Raw genomic sequence first — 23,767 nt, forward strand, 5'->3', positions numbered from 1 at the left:
TCACGGCAAACATCGTGGCCCCACTGCGGCCGCTATCGCGTGTATGGCCGATGGGGCGGCCGACCACGATTCAGCGATGGACATTCTGGAAAAAGCGGGCACGAGTCTGAACTATCCCGGTCTGTGGCGTGATGTGGAAGCCTTTGAAATGCCCGCCGACGATAAGCCGCTGCCACCTCTTGTTCCCATCGCTCGGATCAACTCGATGGCATCACTGATGGTGGCAATCGATCAAGCAAACGAACATCTTAGCCAGTTTGCCGAACATGACTGGGCACGAGTCGAATCGCACCCGGATCTACGCCCCGCGGCCGAGGCCGCATTGCTTCGCGAAGGTTTCCGAGAATCGGTGCGTCTGAGAACGAAATCCAATGCGGACGACCTAGCCGACTACGACGACGCGTACTGGGATCAAATGATTGCGGCTGAAAACGTCGCAGCAAAACTCGAGGACGCTATTCGCAGCAAAGACCACGGATCGGCGAATCGACACCTCGATCGAATGGGCACGCTGTGTACTAAGTGCCACGACCAGTATCGCAATTAGCACGGCGACGTCACTCGCACGCGGCACGAGCTAGGTGAGACATCGATCCGCTCGCGCGTGAGCGGCCGGGTTGCACGCATCACCCGGTGCCTTACGGCACTCGGCTCAAACCTGCTACCCTCCGCCCCCAGATCTTCTGCGAGTCCACGCCACGAGTAGACGCGGACTCTTAATGATGCGTCGACAAACTTAGTTTGATGCCGCGGTGGTATCAGGCAATTCACGAATTGCAACGCTGCGGAATTCAACGGGATCGTTGTGACCGGCGAAACCGAAGTAACCCGATTTGCGATCCTTGCCTGGGTGCGGTCGACCGGCCATGAATTCGCTGACATCGGCGACATCAGCATCGAGAATCACGTTACCGTTTAGCTCGACTTTGATGCGGCTTCCATTGACGGTCACTTCTTGAAAGTTCCACTGGCCGGTTTCTCGCAAATAACCACGTTTCGCTGCGATCATTCCGTAGACGCTGCCATGATATTGGCGTGGGTCAAGCTTGGCGTACTTGGGATGCTCGTTGTCAAGCACTTGCAACTCGGTCATGGCTTGATAGGCAGCGTCACCCGAAAGCGGCGAGCGAATGGCCAACCCGTTGTTTCCACCCGGTGGCAAACGGAATTCAACGCGAGCGACGAAGTTACTGTACTCGTCGTCGGTCAACAACAAACCGCCGTGACCGGCTTTACAGCGGATGGATCCATCGACGACTTCGTAGTTATCTACCGCACCTTGCCATCCATCCAAATTTTCGCCGTTAAATAGCGACTTGAACGAATCGTTGTCATGGCGGCTGAGGATTTCGTTTGCTTCGTCGCCACTGAACTCGCGGATGAACAGGTTGCGCCAACGGATTTCGCCACCGTGCGTTTGCAATTGAATCGGGCCGTCCACTGCGAGCGGCGATTTACGATCCCAATAATTTTCCATGATCGCGTTATCAACGACCTTTTCGCCATTGAGCCAAACGCTGGTGCGAGCTCCGATTTGACGAATTTTGAACGAGTTCCACTCACCAAACGGCTTGTCAGCCAACTTGGCGGGGTCCTTGCCGGGGGCGCCGGCGCTGTTGTTCCAAAGTCCACCGCTGCCCAGACCGGCGCCAATTTTGAATTTCGCTTCTTCAGTCGAATCCCAAATTTGAACTTGAGGAGTCCCCTTCAAGTAGATACCGCTATCGGCACGAGGCACGGTCTTGTATTCGAGCAACAACTCGTAGTCGCGAAAACTGTCGTTGGTGGTCAGATAGGGGCCTTTGCCGTCATTGACCAATTCACCGTTTTCGATTGTCCAATGTTGCTTGGCTTCGGTCATCCACTGCGACAGCTTGGCATCTCGCTCGTCGGCCGGCATGTTGGCCAGCTCGGTGGGATTGAAGTGCGGCCGAGCTTGCCAACCATCAAGGGTCTTGCCATCGAAGATCGCACGATAGCCTTGCGGAGGGGATTCGGCTTGTACAACGCCGTTTGCAAACAACGTGAGCAGGGTCAAGGCAAGCGAGGCAAACGTTCTTTTCATGGGTGGGGTCCTGGGAGGGAATTGAAAGGCTGGAAGCCAACAGTCTAGTTCATTTGCAGAAAAAAATGTCGTTCCAATGCGGGGAAGCCGCGAAGATTCCTTGGTTGCTAAAAATCGCAACGAATCTCCGGTCACAACAGCGACAAAGCGACGGCTTCCCTTGAGATGTCAGGCGAGTTTAACTCGAATCACGACGCTGCAAACCTGCGTAAAAACGGGGGCGAGATGAAGCCCCTAGTGACCGACTAAGGATGCCAGCTTATCTTTTGCGGCTCCTGAATCGATCGTCTCGGCCGCTTTTGTTACGCCATCGCGGATATCGCTGGCGACCCCTACCAATACCAGCGCCGCAGCGGTCCCCGCCAACACGGCATCGCGGCATGGCCCCGATTCGCCGGCAAAGATACGGCGAATGATCTCGGCACTTTTGTTTGGGTCTGCGGCGTACAATGCGTCGCGTGTCGCCGGTTGCAGTCCGAAATCAGCGGCGGTCCATTGATAAGTGTCACTCGTAGAGGCTCGCACATCGATTACGTGCGTTGAGCCATCGAGCGACACTTCGTCTTGCCCATCGGCGCCATGCACAACGAAGGAACGGGTGGTTCCCAAGGCGCCAATGGCGGCAGCCACCATCGTTTGTGTTTCAAGAGTCGAGGTTCCCAGCAATTGGTGGGTAGCCCCGGCGGGGTTACAGAGGGGGCCAAGCAAGTTGAACAGCGTTTTGACGCCAAGTTGTCGCCGCACTCCGATCACATGCCGCATCGCCGGATGCAACTTGGCGGCAAAACAAAAACAAATGCCATCACGATCTAACCGCTGAGCAACCGATTCAGCGTCGCTTTCGATCGGCACGCCCAAAACTTCGAGCACGTCGGCAGACCCGGTCAAACTGGTCGCCCGACGATTTCCGTGTTTTGCGACGGCCACCCCAGCCGCAGCGGCGACAATCGCCACAGCGGTACTGATGTTAAACGTCCCACTACCGCTGCCTCCGGTCCCACAAGTGTCCAACAACACCTGGTGTGAATGAGGAATTCGCGTCATGTGGCGACGCATTGCTCGCGAAGCCCCAACCAACTCGCTGACCGATTCGCCTTTTTCTTTGAGTGCAAGCAATAAATTGGCAACGTCGCGTTCATCCGCCTCGCCTCGCAACATCGCATCAATCAAGTCGCTGGTTTGGTCTTCGTCTAAATCGGTCCCGGAATTGGCTTGTACGATTGCGGCCTGAAAAAGTGATGCCATAGCGAAGTTTGAGGGTTCAACCAAAAAGAGGGGAGGAACAGAATGGATGTGACGTCAAGTTTATACTGGGTTTCGTTGCCATGATACGATATCCTTTCCGCTAATGCTGCGACGCCCCCCTTCGCTAACGCCACGTTGTTGAAACCAAAGAATTTCCATGACCCGCAAAATCATTATCGATTGTGATCCCGGTATCGATGACGCCACGGCAATCTGCATGGCACTTTTTGACCCGCGATTAGAGGTGTTGGCGATCACTGCGGCTGCGGGGACGGTCGATGCGGATCAAGCAACGTCCAATGTGATCGCGGTGGTCCAACAGCTTGACCCCACTAAATACCCGCGAATCGGTAAAGCGGGCCCTCCCGAAGACGCGCCGGTGGTGGATGACCGCCATCTGAACGGCAATGACGGGCTAGGCGATTGCAACTTTCCCGAAACAGCGCGTCAACATTTACCCGCAAGCGAAAAAGTCATCGCCGAGCTCGCCCGCAAATACCCCAACGAAGTCACGGTGGTGTGTCTGGGGCCGACGACGAACATTGCTCGCATCTGTCGGCGAGATCCGGCAATCTTGCCACTGCTAGACAAAATTGTGATTGGCGGCGGATCGGTCTCTCATTCCGGCAATGTGACCGCATCGGCCGAGTTCAACATGTACTTTGATCCGGCTGCGGCTCACGACGTGTTCGAATCGGCCACGACAAAAAGCCTCGTGCCGCTGGATATCACCGATGCAATGAGTTTCGGTGTGGATCTGCTAGAAAAATTGCCCGCACGCTACTCACGCGCCGGCAACTTGTTACACAAACTGATCCCTTTTGCGTTTCGCGCCGCTCACCAATTACTCGGACGCGAACTGATCCCGCTGTACGATGCAACCACGATCCTGTCGCTGATCGAACCTGATTTGTTTACCTGGAAATCGATGGCAGGCAAAGTGGAAACTCGCGGCGAATTGACGCGCGGCGTCACCGTGTTTGATCAACGGCTGCGGCCCGAATGGCCCATCAATATGGAAGTCGCCGTGGATGTGGATGCGGAAGAAGCTCACGAGATGATCATTCGTGGACTGCGTTACGCAGGACAGCAAACGTAGGGACCGCAAACACGCAGCCCGGTCGCATGATCGATCAATCCAAAGGCGCAAAAAACGTATCAGAGAAAGCAAAAACAGCACACGTGGGGTTCCCGAAACCATTATACTTATCGAGCCAGAGTTCCACTCCATTCTCACTCGATCGTCGTCTCATCATTCATGCCTAGTGCGAAACCCTCTTCGGCGCAACCTGTCGTCCGCAGCCGATTGCTTCCTCGCATCTCATTCCGCTTTGTTTTTGTGATCACCACGTTGGCAGCGGTGATTGCGGCAGTGGCTCGCCAAGCCGGAAGCGGTGGCGCGCTAGCCACCGCCGCGATGGTCGGTTTAGTGGTTCCGCTGCTCTGTTTTGCATTGTTTGCCCTAACGTTTTTGTTTGCCTGGGCCATATCCTCGCTGTGGTTTGAAGGCGAAGATGAACAAACGTTAAAGGGCAGCCCCTTTGCCGCCGGCCAATTGCCTCCGCAAATCATGCCTCCACGGGAGCCCAACGCATGACTTGCAACTTCCAATCCCGGTTTGCGTCGCCCGTGTTTCGACCTCAAAAACAAATGCTCGCGTTTGTTTTTGGCGTTGTTTGTATTGCTGCGTCCTCAGTTTCGTTGGTGGCACAAGCCGATGAGGATCAATCCGATGCACCTGTAGCCGCCTCAATCGCAACACAACCTGCCCAACCAACCAATCAGCCTTCGCCGCTCGACCCGCTATTGCCGCCAACCACCGGAACCGTGCGATTGCCAACGAGCAAGGTCAATACGCTCGGCTTTACATTGGATATTGAGCTAGTGAAACAGCCCTTGGCCGGCAGCGTCCCCGTTAACATTGTGGCGAGTTCGACCAGCACGTTTGCGGCAGACCGTCGATTGACGATCCGTTTTCGCTCGGACCCCGAAGGCCAGTTGCCGCCCACCAATGGATTGGTCATCGATGTCCCACTGTTGCTTCCGCAAGGAGCCACGACGGCACGCGTCACTCGCTATCTGCCGAAATTTTCGGCCGGCTATCTGTACCGCTTAGGAGTCTACGAGGATGGCCGACCGCTGGAAGACTGCGTTGATAAAATAGGGGCTTTCGATACCGATGTTTATCGTAATGAACAACGATTGAATTGGTTGCTGATCACCGACAGCGACGACGTCGACTACACCACGCTTCCCGATCTTCGTCCACTGATGGCCCGCGACGCTCGGTTTGCCGCATCGTCGTTTCGTGGCACTATTGGCTCTCCCCGTGACGACCCTCGCTTTTATGAATCGATGTTGAGTGACGGTCCCGACGCAGTGGCCGGGCAATCTGAATTGCCTACCGATTGGCGGGGCTACCAACATTACGATTTGATCATCCTTGACCCTGCGGCTGCCGAAGCAGCGATCCGAAACGGCAAATACGAAGCGATTCAGCAATGGGTGCTCAACGGCGGGTCGATTGCACTGTACGACTCGGAATCCGAGCAATCCTTTGTCGACACCTTGAATTTGACAGCGGAACGTTCCAAGTCATTGACGCTCAATTCGCTCTCTCGCGAGCACATGTTCAATGACAACATCCGTCGCCCCGTGAATGAAGGGTGGAACCAGAAAATTTGGTTGCGGCCACTTGGTGCGGGAATCGCATTTGGCTTGCTGAAGTCGGACGAGAGTGATTTTCCAAGCACCCATCATTGGTGGATCGTCGAACACACGCTGGGACATCGCGTTTCCCCGATGTTACGACGAGGAGTCGACCCCATTCTTGGCGACCGCCGGTTTAGCCGCTGGTTGATTCCCGGTGTCGCCCAACCACCGGTGTACACGTTCATGGGGCTGCTGGGGTTGTTCGTCATCTTGGTCGGCCCGGTCGCGTATCGCAGCACCGCGAAACGAGGCCGCACTTACCTGATGTTTTTGATTGCACCGGTGTTGGCTATTGCGACCACGGCGTTGATGTTCACCTATGGCATCCTCTCGGATGGATTTGGAACCTCCGCGCGAGTCCGGCAATTGACTTGGGTTGATGGCGTTTCGGGAAACGCCGGAGAACGCGTTCAATCGACCTATTTTGCCGGTCTTAGACCGACCGAAGGCTTGTCATTTGCCGGCGATGCCGAAGTGATGCGCTATACCGACGGCAGCGACGGGGCGTGGGAGGAATTGGCCGAGCGGAGCCCCGCGATTCTCGGAAACATTCGTGTGGAAGCCGAACAACAAATCTTTGACAGTGCGTTTCTGCCCTCACGTCAACAGCGTCAATTCATTGTCCACCAGCCGCGCGTGAACATAGGGAATCTGTCGATCGAAACCCAAAAGAGCGATCCGCTTGCTCCAACTGCAACCATCACCAATCGCTTTGGCTTTCCCCTTCGTCATTGCATCATCCGCGACGCCGATGGTGACTACTGGCTCGCCGACCACGTGCCCAACGATAGCGAAGCGATTCCCTGCGAGACGATTCCGCTTACGAAATCGTCGCAGCTGATTGGCGACTTGTACAACAAACATCGACCATTGGACCAAGATATATATAACTCACCGCAACGAAGTTATCGGCGAAAGACGCGAGACCTGATGGTCAGCATCAGCGATCAGATCAAACATCAATCCATGTCACAGACCGAAGTGTTGTCGGGTTCCTTTGAAGGCTGGTTGAATCAACGGATGCAATTGGAAGGCGAGATTCCGCACAATCATTTTGTGGCTCTCTCGGACGTCAGCCGCGATGTGATCCTGGTCTCAGGAACTGAGGTTGTCGATAGCGTCCGCTACGTTTTTGGAACACTCAAATGAAAACGACTCCCTCATTTGCGATTCCCGGTTCCGCGGTGAACGACGATTTAACATCAGCATCCGGTGCGACCGGCGGCGTCCATCATGGGGCGGCGGATTGCATCGAGCTTCGCCGACTGCATCGATTTTTTGGAAAAACAAAAGCCGTCAACGATATCTCGTTCTCGGTGGCGCGTGGCCATGTCTTTGGCTACATCGGCCCCAATGGCGCGGGAAAAACGACGTCGATGCGGATCTTGGCCACCCTCGATTTACCGAGTTACGGAGACGCGTTCGTCGACGGATTCTCGGTCGTCAACGATCCTGAACTCGTCCGTCGACGACTCGGTTTTATGCCCGATTCGTTTGGCACCTATCGTGACGTCAACTGCAAAGAGTATTTGGATTTTTTTGCTCGCGCTAACGGATTGGTGGGGCGAGAGCGGAACCAACGCCTCAATTGGGTGCTCGATTTTACCGGCACCAAAGGCATGGCGGAAAAACCGATTCGTGGTTTGAGCAAAGGGATGAAACAGCGTCTGTGCTTGGGACGCGCCCTGATTCACGATCCGTCCGTCATGATCCTGGACGAACCCGCAGCCGGACTCGATCCGCGAGCACGGATTGAGCTTCGCAAAATGATTCGTGAATTAGCGGATCGCGGTAAAACGGTGCTGATCAGCAGCCACATCCTGACCGAGCTTGCGGAAATGTGCGACTCGGTCGGGATCATTGAACAAGGGGCGTTGTTGGCGACCGGAAGCGTCGAACAGATTCAACGTCAACGGGAAACGCATCGTGAATTGTCGATCCGCTTGCTCGATCGGGTCAACGAGTGTGCTGCCGAAATTTCGACACGAGAAAGCGTTGAAAAGATGATCATTGATGGTGAATTTTTGCGGTTCGAATTCGAAGGAGACGCAGCCGACCAAGCCGATTTGGTCGGATGGATCATTGGTCGCGGATACCGAGTGGTCGAAGTCGCGTCGCACAAAAAGAGTCTCGAAGATGTTTTCTTGCAGGTCACCGAAGGATTGGTCCAATGAGTGGAAGTGTATCCGTCGCTAGCGGATCGATGGCCAACGTCAACGCAGCAAATCGCTGGGACCAGTTTGACGATTGGTGTGAAAAAATAGGGGATCGGCTAAACCCGATCCTGGTCAAAGAGACTCGCCAAGCCCTGAAAAGTCGCCAATTTGTTGTGACGTTTTCGGTGCTGTTGTTCGCTGCATTCGCATGGACGGTCGTCGGCAGTTTGTCACAGATGCCGCAAATCTATACGACCCCCTCAGCGGCTCGTTTGATGATCGGCTACTACGTGGTGCTGGCGATTCCAATGTTGTTGGTCGTGCCGCTGGCGGCGTATCGTTCGTTGGAAGGCGAAATCGACGACGGTACACTCGAGTTGCTTTCGATCACAGCGCTAAGCCCATGGCAGATCGTGCTTGGGAAACTTGCCAGTGCTTCGCTGCAAATGATGATCTACTTTGTCGCGTTGTTTCCCTGTATGGCGTACGCCTACACGCTTCGTGGTGTCGATTTGCCGACCACATTGATCATCATCGCCGCGCTGTTGGTGGCCGGATTGGTGCTGACCGTCGCGGCATTGTTCCTTGCTCCGGTGGCCCAGAGCAGGACTGGGCGTATCGCCACGCTGCTGATTTTGATGATGGTCTTGTTGTTTGCGGAATACACGATCGGCTATTTCGTGATCGATCTGATCCTCAATGGCAATCCGTTGACAAGCGATTGGATTTTTTTCCTCTGCACGTCCACGCTGCTGGTGTCGTTGTCGTCCGGTCACTTGCTGTTAACCGCCACGGCGGCGCAGTTGACTCCGGAGAGCGAAAATCGATCGACCAACCTACGCATCTCGATGATGGTCTTGTCGATGATCTTGGTGGGTATGGGGGCGTATGTGATCCGAGGACTCGATCCGAGCGGAAACATCTTCGTCATGATTGCGATCAGCTTGGCGGTGATGTGGATACTGTTTGGAAGCATGCTCGCCGCCGAATCGCCGGTGATGACGCCCCGCATACGCCGCGAATTGCCGCAGAGCTTTTTCGCACGTGTTGTGTTGACTTGGCTGACACCTGGCCCCGCGACCGGGCTAGTGTTCGCCACCGTCAACATCGTGGTGTTGACGGGTTTTGTGGTGTTTGGCCTTTTTGAATACCGGCAAATTCCGTCGAACCTTCGTGCGTCGGACCTGCAAGCCTTGTTTCGTCTCAGCATATTGTTCTCGAGCTATTTGGTGGCTGGGTTGATTGCCGTCCGCTGGATTGTCGCATTGGTGCGAATCAACAACCATCCACGCGTCGAGATTGGTCTAGCCGCAATGATTACGGTCATGGTTTTGTCGGCACTGGTGCCTTATTCGATCGGTTTGCATTTAAACGACTATCGAAATTACTCTTACTCGCACTGGCAAATCACCAATTGGGTGTGGACGCTTGCCGAAGCCACACCGAGCGGATCGGTGCGAGATATCGAGGTATTCAGCGTGGCCATTTCGGTGACACTTGCCTTTGTCGCCTGTTTGCTGACGATGCCTCGTACGGTATTGCCGCGACGCATCGCGACTCCGGAACAGGTTCAACGAGAACAAAACAAGACAGCGTCCCCCTGATCAGACGCGTGAAACCAAGTAGAATTCACTTTCAACTCAGCGATGCATCGGATGGAGCGAGCGGATATCGCGCCAACCATGGTGGCAACGCACGCATCCAACGTATCACCTCGTTTCACCCCACGGCTTCCTTCGCATGAATTCCGAACCAGAATCGTCACCCGATCCCGCCGACCCCAACCCGGCACTTCGTGCGAGAGTGCCCGATCACGTTGCCGAAGGCTGCTTCAGTACCGGCGCGATTGTGATGACCGGTCCGAGTGAATTCATCATCGATTTCCTGCAAACGATTGGCCGGCCGCATCGTGTTGCCTCACGCGTGGTGATTCCTCATCCCGTGATGCCTCAATTTATTGACGCCTTGCAAACCAACCTGGATCTGTATCGCAATCGCTTCGGCGATCCCCCATCGCCACCGACCAACCCGCAACAAAACCAGCCCCGTCGTCCGACGCCGCAAGAGATCTACGATGATTTGAAGATGGCCGATCATGTCCTCAGCGGTGCTTACGCAAACGGCGTGATGATCGGCCACGGCGCGAGTGAATTTGGCTTGGATTTTCTGACCAGCTTCTTTCCTCAGAGTGCGGTCAGCTCGCGAGTGTTTGTTGCGGCAGGGCAAGTTCCTCGGCTACTCGATTCGCTCAAAGGAGCGGTAAAGCAACTCGAACAACGCCGGCAACAACAAACCGGGCATCCTCCGGAATTTCCCGGCAACAGTATCAATCCGACCGACGGACCATCCGAACCGGACACCGATCCGAACCGCAGCGATTTTGGTGTCGACGGAGGGCAGGGCCGCTATGACGGAGGCAGTGCGCCACCGAATCCGGACTCGCCTCCGGACAATGATCCGCTCGGCGACGATTCGGGCCCCAAAGCTTAATGCTTTCTTTTTTTCGGCGAAAATCGCCGACGTTTCACGGCAAAAAGTGAGATTTCTTCACCAATAGGGTCTGACCCGAGTGAGTTTCACGATTTTCTCTATTTCAAGAAAATGGACATTTCGATTAAAGTCCCCTCCACATCCCGCAAATGTACCAGGATGGTTCGCTCGGATTAGGCAGGGCCGCATGACGATGGCTCCTCAAACAGAACCATTCTCCTGAATGACTCACGTGGCCATGGAGGCGCCAGACCATGTTATTAGAACGAATCGATATTGATGCACACGGTCCGCTGAATCGTGTCGAACTTGGCCCGTTCTCGGAACATCTGAACGTCGTCTTTGGCCCCGAAGGCTCTGGAAAAACTGCGATCGCACGCTTTGTTCGCGATTCGCTTGTCGATCGTGAATATCCGCTCGGCATGATGAGTTCCTCTTCCGGACGCGTCGTGTGGGCCGATCGCAATGGGTTGCTTCATTGCCGCCGTGAACAAGACGGCACAAAACAAGGGCGACGCTCCGTCGAATTCGAATCGCGAGGCGGTTCGTCGTACGACAGCTACCTACACGATCACCCGTGGCTTGGATCGATCGTAACCGGCGGCCAGCAGCACGCGTCGCTGCGTGGTGCCGAATCCGATGCCACCCGCGCCGTTCATTCGATCCAGCTTCCCGAAGCCATCATCGACGCCGTCATCACCGACACAGCGGCCACTCAAATCGCTCGTGTTGTATCGGCTTGCATCCGATGCGGGCTTGATTCGCCCCAAACTTATCGCGCGCTGCCGTTTGAAAACGCTCACCTCGACCATTCCACCGGCGACGCCGGCTATGATCGTTTCGCGTCGGATTCCATACCAGCGAACGATCGCCTCGCTCGCTCGCTGCGTTCCCAATTGGCGGATGTGGAACTGGAACTATCTCGCTTGGAACCCACACCGCTGCGGGAAGAATCGTTGTTGGCTCGTCGAGATGAATTAACGCAGCAACTGAATCGTCGCAGCTCTCATACCGCGACTGCAGCCACGCGTCACGATCGCGAACGCATCGAACGACGTTTGGCCGACCTGCATGACCGCGCTACTCATCTGCGAGCTCGTCAAAGCGAGCTTCGTCGTTGGGTCGCCGATCTCGATTCCCAATTGCATGCCAGCAACGTGAATCCCACCGATACCGTTACCGACAACTACAAACAACATTGGGCGATGCGTGACGAATCGCTTCGTCGCCAATTGGACGATCTTGATGCCCAAATGATTCGTTGGCGTCGTGCATTGTTGGAAGTCCGCGGTCTCCGTGACGCGATTCTTGCCACCCGGCAAACTCTGCGTTCGACCGGTCATCCTTACTCAGCGGATTTTGGTCCGCAAGACGAAGCGATTCTGCGTCGTCGCCGATTGGACGGTTTTCTCGATGCGATTGACCGTTTTGATCCTTCGCGTGGATGGAACGAATTTTATTCCGACGCGTATTACGCCGATGATCTGCATCACGCTTCACGCGTTCGTAGCGAAGCGGATGTCCGTCGCTCGCCAAGCGGCAGAGCGATTGATCCGATTCACTCGCTTGACGAACTTGACCAACGCGTCGAATCGGCAACGCGTCAAATCGATTGGTTGCTGCAGCGGTATACCAGCAACGAACAATTCGATCATCCGTGGTACCAAGCGGCCGGCGAATCGTCGACATTTGGCGGAACCACGCTCGAAGAAACTTTGCGCACGATCCGAAACGACCTAGTCCATGCATCACGTCACGCGGTCAACCAGAAATGGGACTCGCTGCACGGGCACGGTGTGCACTCGGCGGCGGTTAATCCCACCACGGCTGACGATCTGCGCGAACTCAGCCGCAGTGAAAAGTGGTTGGTCAACGCGATCGATCAAATGATGCAACATCGCGAATGGATGCTCAACCGCTACACTCCGTCGGAGATGAAAGAAACCCAGGATTGGGCGCGACATCGCGAGTTATTGCAGTGGCGTTACCAAAACGAGCGTGCCGAGCGAGTCGCTGAACTCGACCGTACCTCTCATGAACTCGAAACCTGCTTGGCCGACGTGGCCCGCCTGCGTCGTGATGCACAAGAATCCATCGCTGCCGAAACAGCCCGCCAACGCGAACGTCACGACGCAATCGCTCGTGAAGCCGCTGTGCAAGAGTTGCGCATCATTGACAGCAAATTAGCACGCTTGTCACGTGTTCGATGGCTTCGCAATCGCGCCAAGGAATTGCGGCATCAACTGCGTGCGATGCGAACCCCGGTTCAAACCGCATCGCCGCTGGCCCAAACCGCCAGCCGTTGGTTGGTTCGTCTGTCGGGCGGTCGGCTTCGCAACGTTGCCTGGCAAACCGAGCGAGTCTCGCAGCCGCTGGCGAACGAACCGATCACGCACAACAGCCTATCTGCGGCTGCATTGCACGATATGACTCGCGTCTTTATTGATGGACGAGACGAATCCCGTTGCAGCAACACTCAGCGGGCTCTCGCCGTGATCGCAGTCCGCATGGCCGCGGGCGAACTACTCGGCCGGCTTGGCAAACCCGTTCCCGTGGTTCTCGAAATCCCACGATCACTGTCTGCCTACGTCAATCACAGCTTTGACGGCGATCGACCTGTGTCCACCTCGGATACCTCCTTTTATCATCACAGTCACGATGGACGAGTAAACCATCCGATCGCCGCCGCGCTTCGCGACTATGCCGGCGCAGGGCGTCAAATCGTGTTGCTGACAAGTGACCAAAACTTGGCCGACGAGCTGGCGCGTGTCGGTGGCCGTTCGTTTGAATTGCGATCCGACCGCGTTGTGCATGCTCATCGCCCTCTGTGGCAACCGCAATATGCATCGGAGCAATACATCGGACCACATCCTCACACTTATGGCGACCACCTCGTGGGTGAACAACCTTCGTATCGAACCGACGATTATCGTGTGAACGATATCAACCGCGATCTCGATATGGCTTGGCGAGAAACGTATGGTGCAAGTGCCAACACCGACGCGGTTCACGCACCACATCACCGCCCCGCCAATGAGTTTTACGGTAGCCATCATGTGCGAACCGACGCGGCTCGCGATGGTGCAATGTTTCGCGATGGATACTACTACGCCGACACTTACACCACGTCCGCTCCGCACTCGATCGATGCCACGGTGGTGCCGCGAGGAAACAGCGTGCCCCAAGATCGTGCTGTGATCGACCGCGGCCAGCTGAACTCGATGCGTCGCGGCGAGTCATCGGATCCTGCTTTTTTTTTAACAGTCGACAGTCCTATTGATCAGGCGCCGTCGATCGATGCGGTCGCCGCCGCACGATTGCGGGGATTGATGGTGACGCACATCACCCATTTGATGCAGCAAGATCCCAACCGTTTGTCCGACGCGTTGGGATTGGCAAGTGTCGACGCCTCGACCATCCGCCGTTGGCAGAGTGAGTGCCGGTTGGTTTGCCGTGTGCCCAAGCTACGCGGCTTTGACGCTCGCGTCTTGGTAGGCTGCGGTGTCACCAATCCCGCCCAACTCGCGTCGATCCACCCCACCGATTTGCTGCAGCGTGTCGAAGATTTCTTGGCCACCGACCAAGGCCAGAAGGTATTGCTGAGCGGCAGCAGTCGCGAACTGTCCCGAATCACCAGCTGGATTGCCGCGGCCAACAGCTGGGGCCCCGAGAAAGGGCCGCGTTACGTCGATGGCCGAGCGATTCGCAAAAGCGATCGCCAAGAGCGTCACGCCAGCGACTCTCGCACACGATTTAGTGATCGCCGCGAAGTGGGTTACGACGATCTGGACAACGCCGAAGTTCGCTACGGCATTGTGACGATCAACGGATACAGCCGAGACCGCGACGGGCTTCGTGTCGCCCGTGATCGTGACCGCTCGCGTTCAGGCCGCTCTAGCTCACGACGGTCGAGTTCGACACGCTCGAACTCGCGACGTTCCAGCTCGTCTCGTTCTAATTCAATGCGTACCGGTACGACTCGATCGCTTCGCCGGAGCGGCACCAGCGAATCAAATCGTCGCCGCCGCACGGAATCAGACAGCGAACGAACTTCGCGTCCCGCCAGCCTCCGGTCTCGCTCGGGCGACCGCGAAAATCGTCCATCCAACTCGAATCGCGAATCCCACTATGGCGACTCGCGAAACCGAGATGGATACGGCAACGGCCACGCAGTGCACAACGGATCAAATCAGCAATCCAATAGCGAACGATCACGTCGTCGCCGCTCAAATCGCGACAGCTCGTCTTCCGAGAAAGATGTCGTTCGTTTGTCCGATCGTGAAAATCATCACGAATCACGTTCATTCGATCGCAGCGAACGCGAGCCCCGTGAATCACGTTCGATGCGAGATGCATCCGAAACGCGTGCAGTCAGATCGCGTGAATCGAGCGAGACCGAATCGGAGCTGCGTTTCTACCTGCAACGAGATAACCCAGTGGTGGACGCCCCGTCGATTGGACCACGCATGGCCGACCGATTAAGCAAGATTGGGATCCACACGGTCGACGATTTGCTGAACGCCGATCCCGACCGCGTCGCAGAAAAACTTGGCAATCGCCGCATCGATGGCGACATCGTGTTGGCGTGGCAACAACAAGCTACGCTGGTTTGCCGGATCCCAATGCTGCGTGGCCACGATGCTCAGCTGCTAGTCGCTGCTGAGATCACCAGCCCTGAGGAATTGGCAACCCAAGAGGTTGAGGAGCTGTTTGACCGAGTGGATCCGATCAGCCGAAGTCGCGAAGGCAAACGGATCATCCGCGGCGGCAAGCTTCCTGACAGGGAAGAGATCGGCGAATGGATCCGCAACGCCAAAGTGAACCGTGAACTGCTGGCCGCCTGAAGAGGGCGGTTTTCATAGCAGATCGGCGCAAGCCCTATGCCAACTTCTTTCGCAACCATTGGGGGATGCTCAAGTAGTGGGATTCGCCAGAATTCCCATCTTTGTTGTTGAAACACCAGGAACTCTGGCGAGTCCCACTACGATAGTAGATGGCATTGGGCGCGGGGCCGCCCAGTCTAAACCGAACGTTTCACTTGCCTCAACCGGACGGCTCGCGCCGTGCCGCTACCAAAGTAAATGGCATGGGGCGCGGGGCCGCTCGGTAAATGTCGAACGTTTTTCACGCTCCTTCCCAGCCGCTTACGAGAACGTCCGGCTTAGGGTGACTCTAACAACTCGCATTCGTTCTTTTTTTAAGGCCGGGCCGACACATTTACTCAGTCATTGTGTCGGCCTCCAACCTTTGCAGCTCATCCTCTGGCCTAAGCCGGACGTTCTCTGACGCGTCGCGGCTCAAAAGTATTAGGGCGAGAGGTGAGATTCGACAGCTGCAGCATTAGCCGCCGCATTTTAACACAACGCAACCGTCGGCCGATTCCATGCGAATCGCTCCGGGCAACATGCAAACACCGGTTTGTGTTGCAGACACGAATTGGTAGATCCGCTGCCAATGCGTTTGCGACATGCTTTGCATCGGCCACGCCTGGATCGACCACAATTGCTGCATCGCTGTGATGATCACTGGTGCATCGGTTTCGACGTCACAGTGGATCACCACCGCGTCACCGACGTCGACGTGCTGGGTTCGCCAATCCTCGGCCATCGATTCAATCGATCGGACCCAATCACGCTGAGTAACTGCCGCTCTGGAAATCGCCTCCGTCGCATCGGGATACTTCGACTGGATCAACGGTATCAATTCGTGTCGGATCCAATTTCGCCGGTAATCGCGACTTGTATTACTTGAATCCTCGCACCACGATTGCTCGATCGAGCGGAGTGCGGTGCGAATGCAATCTCGCGAGACACTCAGCAGCGGGCGAATCAACACCGCATCCTGGCCCAACGATCGATACGGCCGGATCCCTGCCAAGCCTGTGGGGCCTGTCCCCCGCAGCAGGTGGTGCAGAACCGTTTCAACATTGTCGTCCGACGAATGTGCCACCGCGACATAGCGAGCCCCTTGCTGCTCGGCCGTTTCTTTTAAAAATCGTAGCCGCATCTTTCGTAGCGACTCCTCGTCGCGAAGGTCCGTTTGGTCTGACCGTTGCCCGACAAACGGCAGCTCAAGCTGGTCGGCCAATGCTCGGACAAACGTCTCATCGTGATCCGATTCCTCGCCGCGAGTGGCATGATTGAAATGGGCGAGCGTCAAAAAGCCTGTTGGCGGATCGCTCGAGGGTTGGTGTCGCAAATGATGCAGCGCTCGCACCAAGGCCACACTATCGGCGCCTCCGCTACAACCAATCACCACCCCGACGCCGCTCCATCGAGATCGTGGCCACGCACGAAGGACCGATTGGCATAATCGGTCCCAAATCTCAGAGTGCGGCTCGGAGGCGGTCATCGGCAATGTGGGGGGTAAATCGGTTTGCGACTTCATCAGCTCGGGACAATGTCAGATTAGGGGTTGAGTGCCGCAAGGATGCGATTGACGTTGGGGTAAGGGGGGCAACTACCGGATTCATCCCTCCGCTCTGCCACATCCCCTCGATCGCTGACGAGCCAACGCTGCCCCCTCGTTCGAAGGGACACCAACAGCGACATGTATACATAAAGCCACGTCACAAATGGGAACTTGTCCCCATCTGGGAAACTTTGTTTTGAATCTGTTTCGCGGACACTCGACAGCTGTTAATCTGAGACAGCCTGAGACCATTTGCATCGAATCATAACGAATGCGTCTGGATTTTCAGAGCTGACTGTAAATAAACAAGACTCAACATCGACTCCTCTGAACAACAGAATCACCCTCTTCTCGATCATGTTCCCTCTCTTCGTTCTGCTAATCGCTCGAGTCACCACGTGGAAGCAGCAAGCTTGCGCCGTGTCGTTACTCGTTCGTGCCGAATTGGCAGTCAAACATATCCTCTGCTCCGCTGAGCTTGGAGTGAACCGAGGAACGTGCGAGTGGAGTATCCCCACCGAACACCGCCCCTATCCGCTGCGGTTAAAAACACGTCTGTCCTCTGAACGTGTGAATCAGTCTGGGAATCGCAAAGGCAGATTCTATTGTTCTCGGTACCGAGGACATATACATGCTCGCATCTTCCGAAACCACGATTCTTTACTCGGCCTTTTCGTTCTTGGTCGGGGCCGCGATCGTTTGGGGAATCACCCAGCGAATCAATGCGGTTCGACGCAGCGTCCAGCAACAGGCGGCTGAAAAGCTAGTCGAAGCGGCACGCCGCGAGGGTGAAACGCTACGCAACCAAGCGATTGTCGATGGCAAAGAATCGGTGCTCAGCATCAAGGCCGAAGCCGAACGAGAAATCGCCGCCGAACGCAAACAGTTGCTGCAGCGTGAAGCCAAATTGGATCGTCGCGAAGAGACACTTGAACAGCAAGAAGACGGACTGAGAAAGCAGCAGCGAGGGCTCGAAAGCACGCAACAGCGTCTCGATACGCAATTGCGCGCGGCGACCGAGCAGCGAAACCGGCTCGAAAAAACGATCAAACAGCAGCAAGAGTTGCTCGAAAAAGCGAGCGGGATGACTCGTGAAGAGGCGTCGCAAACGTTGCTTTCATCGCTCGAAGAAGACCTCGAATCCGAAATCGGCTCGGTCCTGTTAAAGCATCAAAAACGTCTTGGCGAAACCGTCAAGGCGCAAGGACGCGAGATGCTGCTGACCGCGATCCAGCGTTTCGCATCGGCTCATACCGCCGAATCCACCACCAGCACGGTGGATGTCCCCAGCGATGACATGAAAGGCCGCATCATCGGCCGCGAAGGACGTAACATCCGCGCGTTTGAAAAGGCGACCGGTGTTGATGTGATCATTGATGATACGCCCGGCGTCGTGATTGTCAGCGGGTTCGATCCGGTTCGCCGCGAGATCGCTCGTCAATCGCTAACACGTTTGATCAGCGATGGCCGAATCCATCCTTCGCGTATCGAAGACGTTGTCGAAGAAACCGCCAAAGAGATCGATGATCTAATCATCAAAAAGGGACGCGAAGCGGCGGACGAAGTAAACGTCAACGGATTGCATGACCGTGTGATCCAAATGCTCGGACGGTTGCACTTTCGTACCTCGTATAGCCAAAACGTGCTGCGGCACAGTGTCGAAGTCGCCTTCATTTCTGGGCTGCTGGCCGAGATGTTGGGAATGGACGGCGATTTGGCTCGCCGCTGTGGATTGCTACACGACATCGGCAAAGCAGCCGATCATGAACTCGAGGGTGGCCATCCCAAGATCGGCGCCGATATTTTGCGTCGCTCCAACGAGGGGCCCGAGGTCGTCCATGCGGCGTTAGGACATCATGACGAAATCGTTACCGAGCATCCTTACACGATGTTAGTGGCAACCGGGGACGCGTGTAGTGCAAGCCGTCCGGGCGCCCGACGCGAATCACTCGAGCGATACATCAAACGGATGGAAGAACTTGAATCGATCGCAACTCGATTCAACGGCGTACGGCAAGCATTTGCAATCAGTGCCGGCCGAGAGCTTCGTGTGATCGTCAACAGCGACCGCACGACGGACGAAGAAGCCGCCACGATTTGCCGCAACATTGCCAAAGCCTTCGAGAAAGAGCTGACCTATCCTGGCGAGATCAAAGTCACCGTACTGCGTGAATCACGTTTCACCGAAACCGCCAAATAGTGATATTGTCGTTGATCGCTCCGCGATCATTACGTGGGATATGCTTCCAATCTGCCATCAAGCTGAAGTTGCCAAAGAATCGTTGACAAGATCCACTACGGCCTGAGCGTTGTGATCGCGGACCGATCAATGACGATAGTGGTAGCGAAAGTCATGAAGACTTTCGTCCAGCAATGCCCTCTTCCAAAGCTCTTGGCGGCTTGTTGATTTAATCCCAATTCAAAACGCAACGGTGAGCCGTGGGCCATAAGAGAACGTCCGGCTTAGAGTGACTCTAACAACTCGCATTCGTTCTTTTTTAAGGCCGGAGGCCGGTACAATTCATGCCGGTGGTGTTAACCACCGGTTTGGAATGCAGCAAATCCAAGGCCGGAGGCCGACACATTTACTCAGTCATTGCGTCGGCCTCCGGCCTTTGCAGCTCATTCGCTACATCCCGTGGTTATGGCCACGGCAGAGGATGTATCGGCCTCTGGCCTAAGCCGGACGTTCTCTGACGCGTCGCGGCTCAATGAATCAACAAGCCGCGAACGACTTTCGTTCCGCTTAGTCCTCTCCCAAAACTCTTGGCGAGTTTCGCTACGGAAAGAATCCTCCTTCCTGGACGACCTGCAAGCCATTTCCACCTTGTGAAACCTGAACGTAAACACCCCGACACGGTTGAGATTCGGTAGACTTTGAAGCACCGCGACGTGGTGTCTCGAGTCCAACCCTCTTTTCTTTCGGAGCGTTCTCGCCTTGGCCGCAAACGAATGGGCATGGTTGCCTACCCCTCGCAAAGACATCTTGCCAACGATCCAGGCCGCACTGCGTAAACGCTTCGTGTTCTGTGACGTGATCGCGGACCTGCTATCGGCGGCCTGCTACGAGCCGTGTAATGTCCTGTTGTGGGGGCCTGGTGGGCACGGCAAATCGGAAATGGCGGTCACGGCCCTGCGTGCCCTCGGGCTTCGTGACGAAGAGATCTTCATTCAATCGTTTGGCGAAGGGATGAGCGAAGACCGGTTGTGGGGCGGCCCCGATATGGCGTCGCTGGACACCTGTGTCCGCTATGACACAACCCGTTCGTTCTTAGCTCCCCAATACAAAGTCGTCATCTTTGAAGAACTGTTTGACGCTCCAGCGCAAGCCTTGCTACCGCTGAAGGATGTGTTGACTCGCCGCACGTTTATGAACGGCACTGAGCGAGTTGAGATGTCGGCCAAAGTCGTGATCGCGTGCACCAACAAGGACCCGCGTGATTTTGCCGAGGGAAGTGATGCCGTGCAGGCATTGATGGAACGTTTTCTGTTGCAAAAAGAAGTCCGTTGGCCAGGCTACGAAGCCAAACATTATCGCGAATTATTTGCCAAAATTCGACGTGGCTCTAGCATGGGCGGCAAACAACTACAAACCATGCTTTCCAAAGTGATTGCCGGACTCAACGAAGAGAAAACATTTATCATGTCGCCGCGGATGGCGATCCAATCACTCGAAGTGGTCAGCAATGCCGCCAAGATTCATGGCGACATGACGATCACCCCCGAAGCCTTCCAGAGCATTCGCTTTGTCCAAGGAATGCAGTCCTATACAGCTGATTTAGAGCGACGGATTGAGCGTCAGTTGCCGGACGAAAAAATCAGCATCCGGTTAACCGACGCCGACTTTTCACACAACGATGCCGGACCGCTTCGCACTCCGCGATCCGACATACCGGCGTTGATCGCCAACAGCTTGTCCTCACGCTTTATCCACTGTGACGAAATCATCCAAGTCTTGACGCACGCGTTTTTTCAGCCATGCAACGTGTTGTTGTGGGGCCCCGGCGGTCATGGCAAATCTGACATGGTGATGACGGCGCTAAAGAAACTGGGCTATCACGAGAACGAAATCTTCTTGCAATCCTTTGGCGAAGGGATGACCGAAGACCGTTTGTGGGGCGGTCCCAACATTGCCAAGTTGGACGAGTGTCTCGAATACGATACAGATCGTTCGTTCCTGCCATTTGAAGTCGTCATTTTAGAAGAAATCCTCGATGCGTCCTCACAAGCACTGCTGCCGCTGAAAGATGTGTTGACGCGGCGAGTGTTCATGAACGGCAACAAGTCCGTGCCGATGCGGTCCCAGGCGATCGTCGCCTGCACGAACAAAGACCCGCGTCAATTCGCCAAAGATAGCGATGCCGTCAAAGCACTGCTGGAACGGTTTCCGCTGCAATTAGAAGTACGCTGGCCCTCGTATGATCAAGCGGACTACGAGGCATTGTTCAGCAAAACCAATCCCGATGCGGGGCCGGACCGCCGCAAACTCAATCGCATCTACGCCCATGTGATTGCCAACTTGAATGATGATCGCGAAAGTGGTTTTCAAATTTCTCCTCGAATCGCGCTGGGGGGACTGCGGTTGGCAGCCAATAGCGTCGGTCGGCATCAGCGGAAAAAGATGATCGTCGACGACATTTTGACGATCCGCAACGTACAAGGGATGGAGTCTTACAAAAAAGATGTCGAATCGTTGATCCGCTCGGCATTGCGCGAAGGCGGCGTGGAGGTCTTGCTCAGCGACATCGATGAACGTGCCCGACAACTGCGTGGCAAGATGCAGGACATCAATACCAAATTTGCCTCGGCCCAAGATCTCGACGACGAAGCGCGTGGTGACGTCAATGACGAAGCGATCTCGGATATGGTCGATTTGATGAGCAGCATGGATGCACTGAAACACGAATTGTTCAACATTTCAGTCTCCGATCCGATGCTGATCAAATGGAAAAAACGCTCGGAATCCGCGGTCGACGAGGTTGCTGCCGAGATCGAGGCGGGGAGATAGACGATGACGCAAGTTCATGTCGCCCGCAAATTTCGTGATTTCATTCGTTTTCACACGCACATCACCTACCCTGAATCGAGCGAACGTCGTCAACAAATCAATACCGCCGAGGTGGTCAAGAAACTTGACGCGATCGGGATGGGGCACGTTCACGTGCCGATCATCTGGGACGGCGTGCATTTGGTTGACGAAGGGCGTTTGGCTGGTGCAAATGAGATCGAGCGACGCGTGCGGTTGACCTATCGCATGCGGATGTGGAAGCTGACAACATGGATCGACGAAGTCTTCGGCTGGTCAGCTCGCGATGTCGAATTGTATTTGCAGCTTGCCCAATCGCTACGCGAAGTCGATTTTGAACACATCAAAGGACGAACCGACGTTGACCGCGCGATCGCCAATATTGCCATCATCGCGACGGCCAAACGATCGCTCACTCAAGGCATTCCCCCCGATACGATCACCTGGCAAATCAATTGGGCATTGAAACAGGTTGGCGGGCTTGAAGCGGACGAAGTTGAGTTGCTCGAGTGTTTGCCGGACGAAAGCATGCTGAAATCAGCAGACAAGATTGATCACGAACAAATGTCGCGTGATCGCGGGATCTCGTCGATTGCTTTGGTCGAAAACATTGACACGCGTGGCAAAATTGCATCGCTTTTCGCGGATTGTTTTGGTGGTGTCCGGCGCGAGACCGAGAAGAAGGAAACGCACCCACTATCAGTCCGCCGACTCGATGTTGCCTCGCGTTTGTTGGCCGAACCCGGTATGGAAGCTCTACTGCGAATCTCGCGGATCGCCAACGAATACGTCGCATTCCAGCCACGATTCGAAAAGAAGATGACGCCGGCAGTCGATGGCGATCAAACGCGAATGCGAATGATGCAGTCGTATGACGAGCTGCCGAAATTGGCTCCCGCCGCGTGGGCACTCAAAGTCGCGGCGCCGAAATACTTTCGTTATCGCTTGGCAACGAAAAGTTTCATGGTGCGTGAGAAGATCAAACGGAGCGATAAAAAGCAATTTTTTTACGCGATGCTCGATCGATCCAAATCGATGCAGCAGGGCGAACGGATCTATAAACTGCTGGCCATCTTGCTTAACCGGCTACGTGCCGTCGGTCGACGTGAAGCGATCCTGGGCTACAGTTTCTTTGATTCCGTTGTGCACGAAGAGGTCATCGTCCGCGAGGTCGCCGAGGCGCGTGAAGAGATCCGGCGGATGCACTACGAGTTCTTTACCGGCGACGATACCGACATCAACTTGGCGCTTCGTGAAGGCATCAAACGCATCAAAGATTTGGTCGACGACCAAGAGTCCGAGCAACCCGAATTGATCATCGTGACCGACGGTGATCATGGAATCAACGTGCGACCTGATGAATTAAAAGGCATCATGTTGCACGTATTTGTGGTCGAAGAACAAAACGACGACCTGATCAAACTCGCGCATCACACCGGCGGCGTCGCACTGGACGGCCTGTAGGTTGTAGGCCGGATCGCAGCGGAGCGGAGATCCGGCATTGCGGCGGAAACGAACCGAACCATCACTTTCACCGCCGCCGGATCTGCGTCGCTATCGCGACTTGATCCGGCCTACGTGTTGCCACATCCTCGTAGGCCGGATCGCAGCGGAGCGGAGATCCGGCACTGCGGCGGAAACGAACCAACCATCACTCTCGCA

14 protein-coding genes are annotated in these 23,767 nt (G+C 55.5%); 11 read left to right on the plus strand and 3 right to left on the minus strand.

Annotated features, from left to right (window positions below):
- Nucleotides 1–547 (plus strand): cytochrome c (locus RMSM_RS32435; RefSeq protein ID WP_040770686.1); only part of this gene is annotated, 547 nt, incomplete at its 5' end.
- Nucleotides 548–736: 189 nt separating this feature from the next.
- Here RMSM_RS32435 and RMSM_RS32440 read toward each other — a convergent pair.
- On the minus strand, nucleotides 737–2,065 hold the full coding sequence (locus tag RMSM_RS32440; protein WP_008707659.1) for a 3-keto-disaccharide hydrolase: 1,329 nt from the start codon (nucleotides 2,063–2,065) through the stop codon (nucleotides 737–739).
- A gap of 234 nt (nucleotides 2,066–2,299) precedes the next feature.
- Nucleotides 2,300–3,310, minus strand: coding sequence for an anthranilate phosphoribosyltransferase (trpD, locus tag RMSM_RS32445; RefSeq protein ID WP_008707660.1), 1,011 nt, complete (start codon nucleotides 3,308–3,310; stop codon nucleotides 2,300–2,302).
- 157 nt (nucleotides 3,311–3,467) lie between these two features.
- Here trpD and RMSM_RS32450 point away from each other — a divergent pair, with 157 nt between their 5' ends.
- The 7 genes from RMSM_RS32450 (at nucleotide 3,468) to RMSM_RS32480 (ending at nucleotide 15,512) form a co-directional block, all read left to right on the plus strand.
- Entirely contained in the window at nucleotides 3,468–4,409 is a 942-nt protein-coding gene (locus tag RMSM_RS32450) for a nucleoside hydrolase (protein ID WP_008707662.1), read from the plus strand.
- A 159-nt stretch (nucleotides 4,410–4,568) separates the two neighbouring features.
- Nucleotides 4,569–4,907, plus strand: coding sequence for a hypothetical protein (locus RMSM_RS32455; protein WP_008707664.1), 339 nt, complete (start codon nucleotides 4,569–4,571; stop codon nucleotides 4,905–4,907).
- Complete coding sequence (locus RMSM_RS37645; RefSeq protein ID WP_008707666.1) at nucleotides 4,904–7,171, plus strand: hypothetical protein; 2,268 nt, start codon at nucleotides 4,904–4,906, stop codon at nucleotides 7,169–7,171. The genes RMSM_RS32455 and RMSM_RS37645 overlap by 4 nt, the downstream gene beginning before the upstream one ends.
- Nucleotides 7,168–8,196, plus strand: coding sequence for an ABC transporter ATP-binding protein (locus RMSM_RS32465; RefSeq protein WP_008707668.1), 1,029 nt, complete (start codon nucleotides 7,168–7,170; stop codon nucleotides 8,194–8,196). Before RMSM_RS37645 ends, RMSM_RS32465 begins: the two co-directional genes overlap by 4 nt.
- The gene (locus tag RMSM_RS32470; RefSeq protein ID WP_040770687.1) at nucleotides 8,193–9,782 is read left to right on the plus strand and encodes an ABC transporter permease; all 1,590 of its coding nucleotides are present in this window, start codon (nucleotides 8,193–8,195) and stop codon (nucleotides 9,780–9,782) included. The genes RMSM_RS32465 and RMSM_RS32470 overlap by 4 nt, the downstream gene beginning before the upstream one ends.
- A 136-nt stretch (nucleotides 9,783–9,918) precedes the next feature.
- Nucleotides 9,919–10,668 (plus strand): DUF3467 domain-containing protein, encoded by a 750-nt coding sequence (locus RMSM_RS32475; protein WP_008707677.1) that lies wholly within the window; start codon nucleotides 9,919–9,921, stop codon nucleotides 10,666–10,668.
- A gap of 254 nt (nucleotides 10,669–10,922) precedes the next feature.
- Nucleotides 10,923–15,512: a DUF4332 domain-containing protein gene (locus RMSM_RS32480; RefSeq protein ID WP_008707679.1), complete on the plus strand. Its 4,590-nt coding sequence runs from the start codon at nucleotides 10,923–10,925 to the stop codon at nucleotides 15,510–15,512.
- Nucleotides 15,513–16,008: 496 nt separating this feature from the next.
- On the opposite strand, the gene tilS is transcribed toward RMSM_RS32480, so the two are convergent.
- Complete coding sequence (tilS, locus tag RMSM_RS32485; RefSeq protein WP_160168426.1) at nucleotides 16,009–17,019, minus strand: tRNA lysidine(34) synthetase TilS; 1,011 nt, start codon at nucleotides 17,017–17,019, stop codon at nucleotides 16,009–16,011.
- A 691-nt stretch (nucleotides 17,020–17,710) separates the two neighbouring features.
- Here tilS and rny point away from each other — a divergent pair.
- The 3 genes from rny to RMSM_RS32500 all read left to right on the plus strand — a co-directional run bounded on the left by rny (nucleotide 17,711) and on the right by RMSM_RS32500 (nucleotide 23,569).
- On the plus strand, nucleotides 17,711–19,279 hold the full coding sequence (gene rny / locus RMSM_RS32490) for a ribonuclease Y (RefSeq protein WP_008707684.1): 1,569 nt from the start codon (nucleotides 17,711–17,713) through the stop codon (nucleotides 19,277–19,279).
- Nucleotides 19,280–20,017: 738 nt separating this feature from the next.
- Entirely contained in the window at nucleotides 20,018–22,087 is a 2,070-nt protein-coding gene (locus RMSM_RS32495) for an AAA family ATPase (RefSeq protein ID WP_008707687.1), read from the plus strand.
- Nucleotides 22,088–22,090: 3 nt separating this feature from the next.
- Nucleotides 22,091–23,569, plus strand: a complete 1,479-nt coding sequence (locus RMSM_RS32500) for a hypothetical protein (RefSeq protein WP_008707689.1) — start codon at nucleotides 22,091–22,093, stop codon at nucleotides 23,567–23,569.
- The last annotated feature ends 198 nt before the right edge of the window (nucleotides 23,570–23,767 follow it).

The organism is Rhodopirellula maiorica SM1 (assembly GCF_000346295.1).
GTDB lineage: Bacteria > Planctomycetota > Planctomycetia > Pirellulales > Pirellulaceae > Novipirellula > Novipirellula maiorica.

What these genes read in the sequence shown, in the direction of transcription:
- RMSM_RS32440 (WP_008707659.1), bottom strand. Translation starts at nt 2,065, where the DNA reads ATGAAAAGAACGTTTGCCTCGCTTGCCTTGACCCTGCTCACGTTGTTT.
- trpD (WP_008707660.1), bottom strand. Translation starts at nt 3,310, where the DNA reads ATGGCATCACTTTTTCAGGCCGCAATCGTACAAGCCAATTCCGGGACC.
- RMSM_RS32450 (WP_008707662.1), top strand. Translation starts at nt 3,468, where the DNA reads ATGACCCGCAAAATCATTATCGATTGTGATCCCGGTATCGATGACGCC.
- RMSM_RS32455 (WP_008707664.1), top strand. Translation starts at nt 4,569, where the DNA reads ATGCCTAGTGCGAAACCCTCTTCGGCGCAACCTGTCGTCCGCAGCCGA.
- RMSM_RS37645 (WP_008707666.1), top strand. Translation starts at nt 4,904, where the DNA reads ATGACTTGCAACTTCCAATCCCGGTTTGCGTCGCCCGTGTTTCGACCT.
- RMSM_RS32465 (WP_008707668.1), top strand. Translation starts at nt 7,168, where the DNA reads ATGAAAACGACTCCCTCATTTGCGATTCCCGGTTCCGCGGTGAACGAC.
- RMSM_RS32470 (WP_040770687.1), top strand. Translation starts at nt 8,193, where the DNA reads ATGAGTGGAAGTGTATCCGTCGCTAGCGGATCGATGGCCAACGTCAAC.
- RMSM_RS32475 (WP_008707677.1), top strand. Translation starts at nt 9,919, where the DNA reads ATGAATTCCGAACCAGAATCGTCACCCGATCCCGCCGACCCCAACCCG.
- RMSM_RS32480 (WP_008707679.1), top strand. Translation starts at nt 10,923, where the DNA reads ATGTTATTAGAACGAATCGATATTGATGCACACGGTCCGCTGAATCGT.
- tilS (WP_160168426.1), bottom strand. Translation starts at nt 17,019, where the DNA reads ATGACCGCCTCCGAGCCGCACTCTGAGATTTGGGACCGATTATGCCAA.
- rny (WP_008707684.1), top strand. Translation starts at nt 17,711, where the DNA reads ATGCTCGCATCTTCCGAAACCACGATTCTTTACTCGGCCTTTTCGTTC.
- RMSM_RS32500 (WP_008707689.1), top strand. Translation starts at nt 22,091, where the DNA reads ATGACGCAAGTTCATGTCGCCCGCAAATTTCGTGATTTCATTCGTTTT.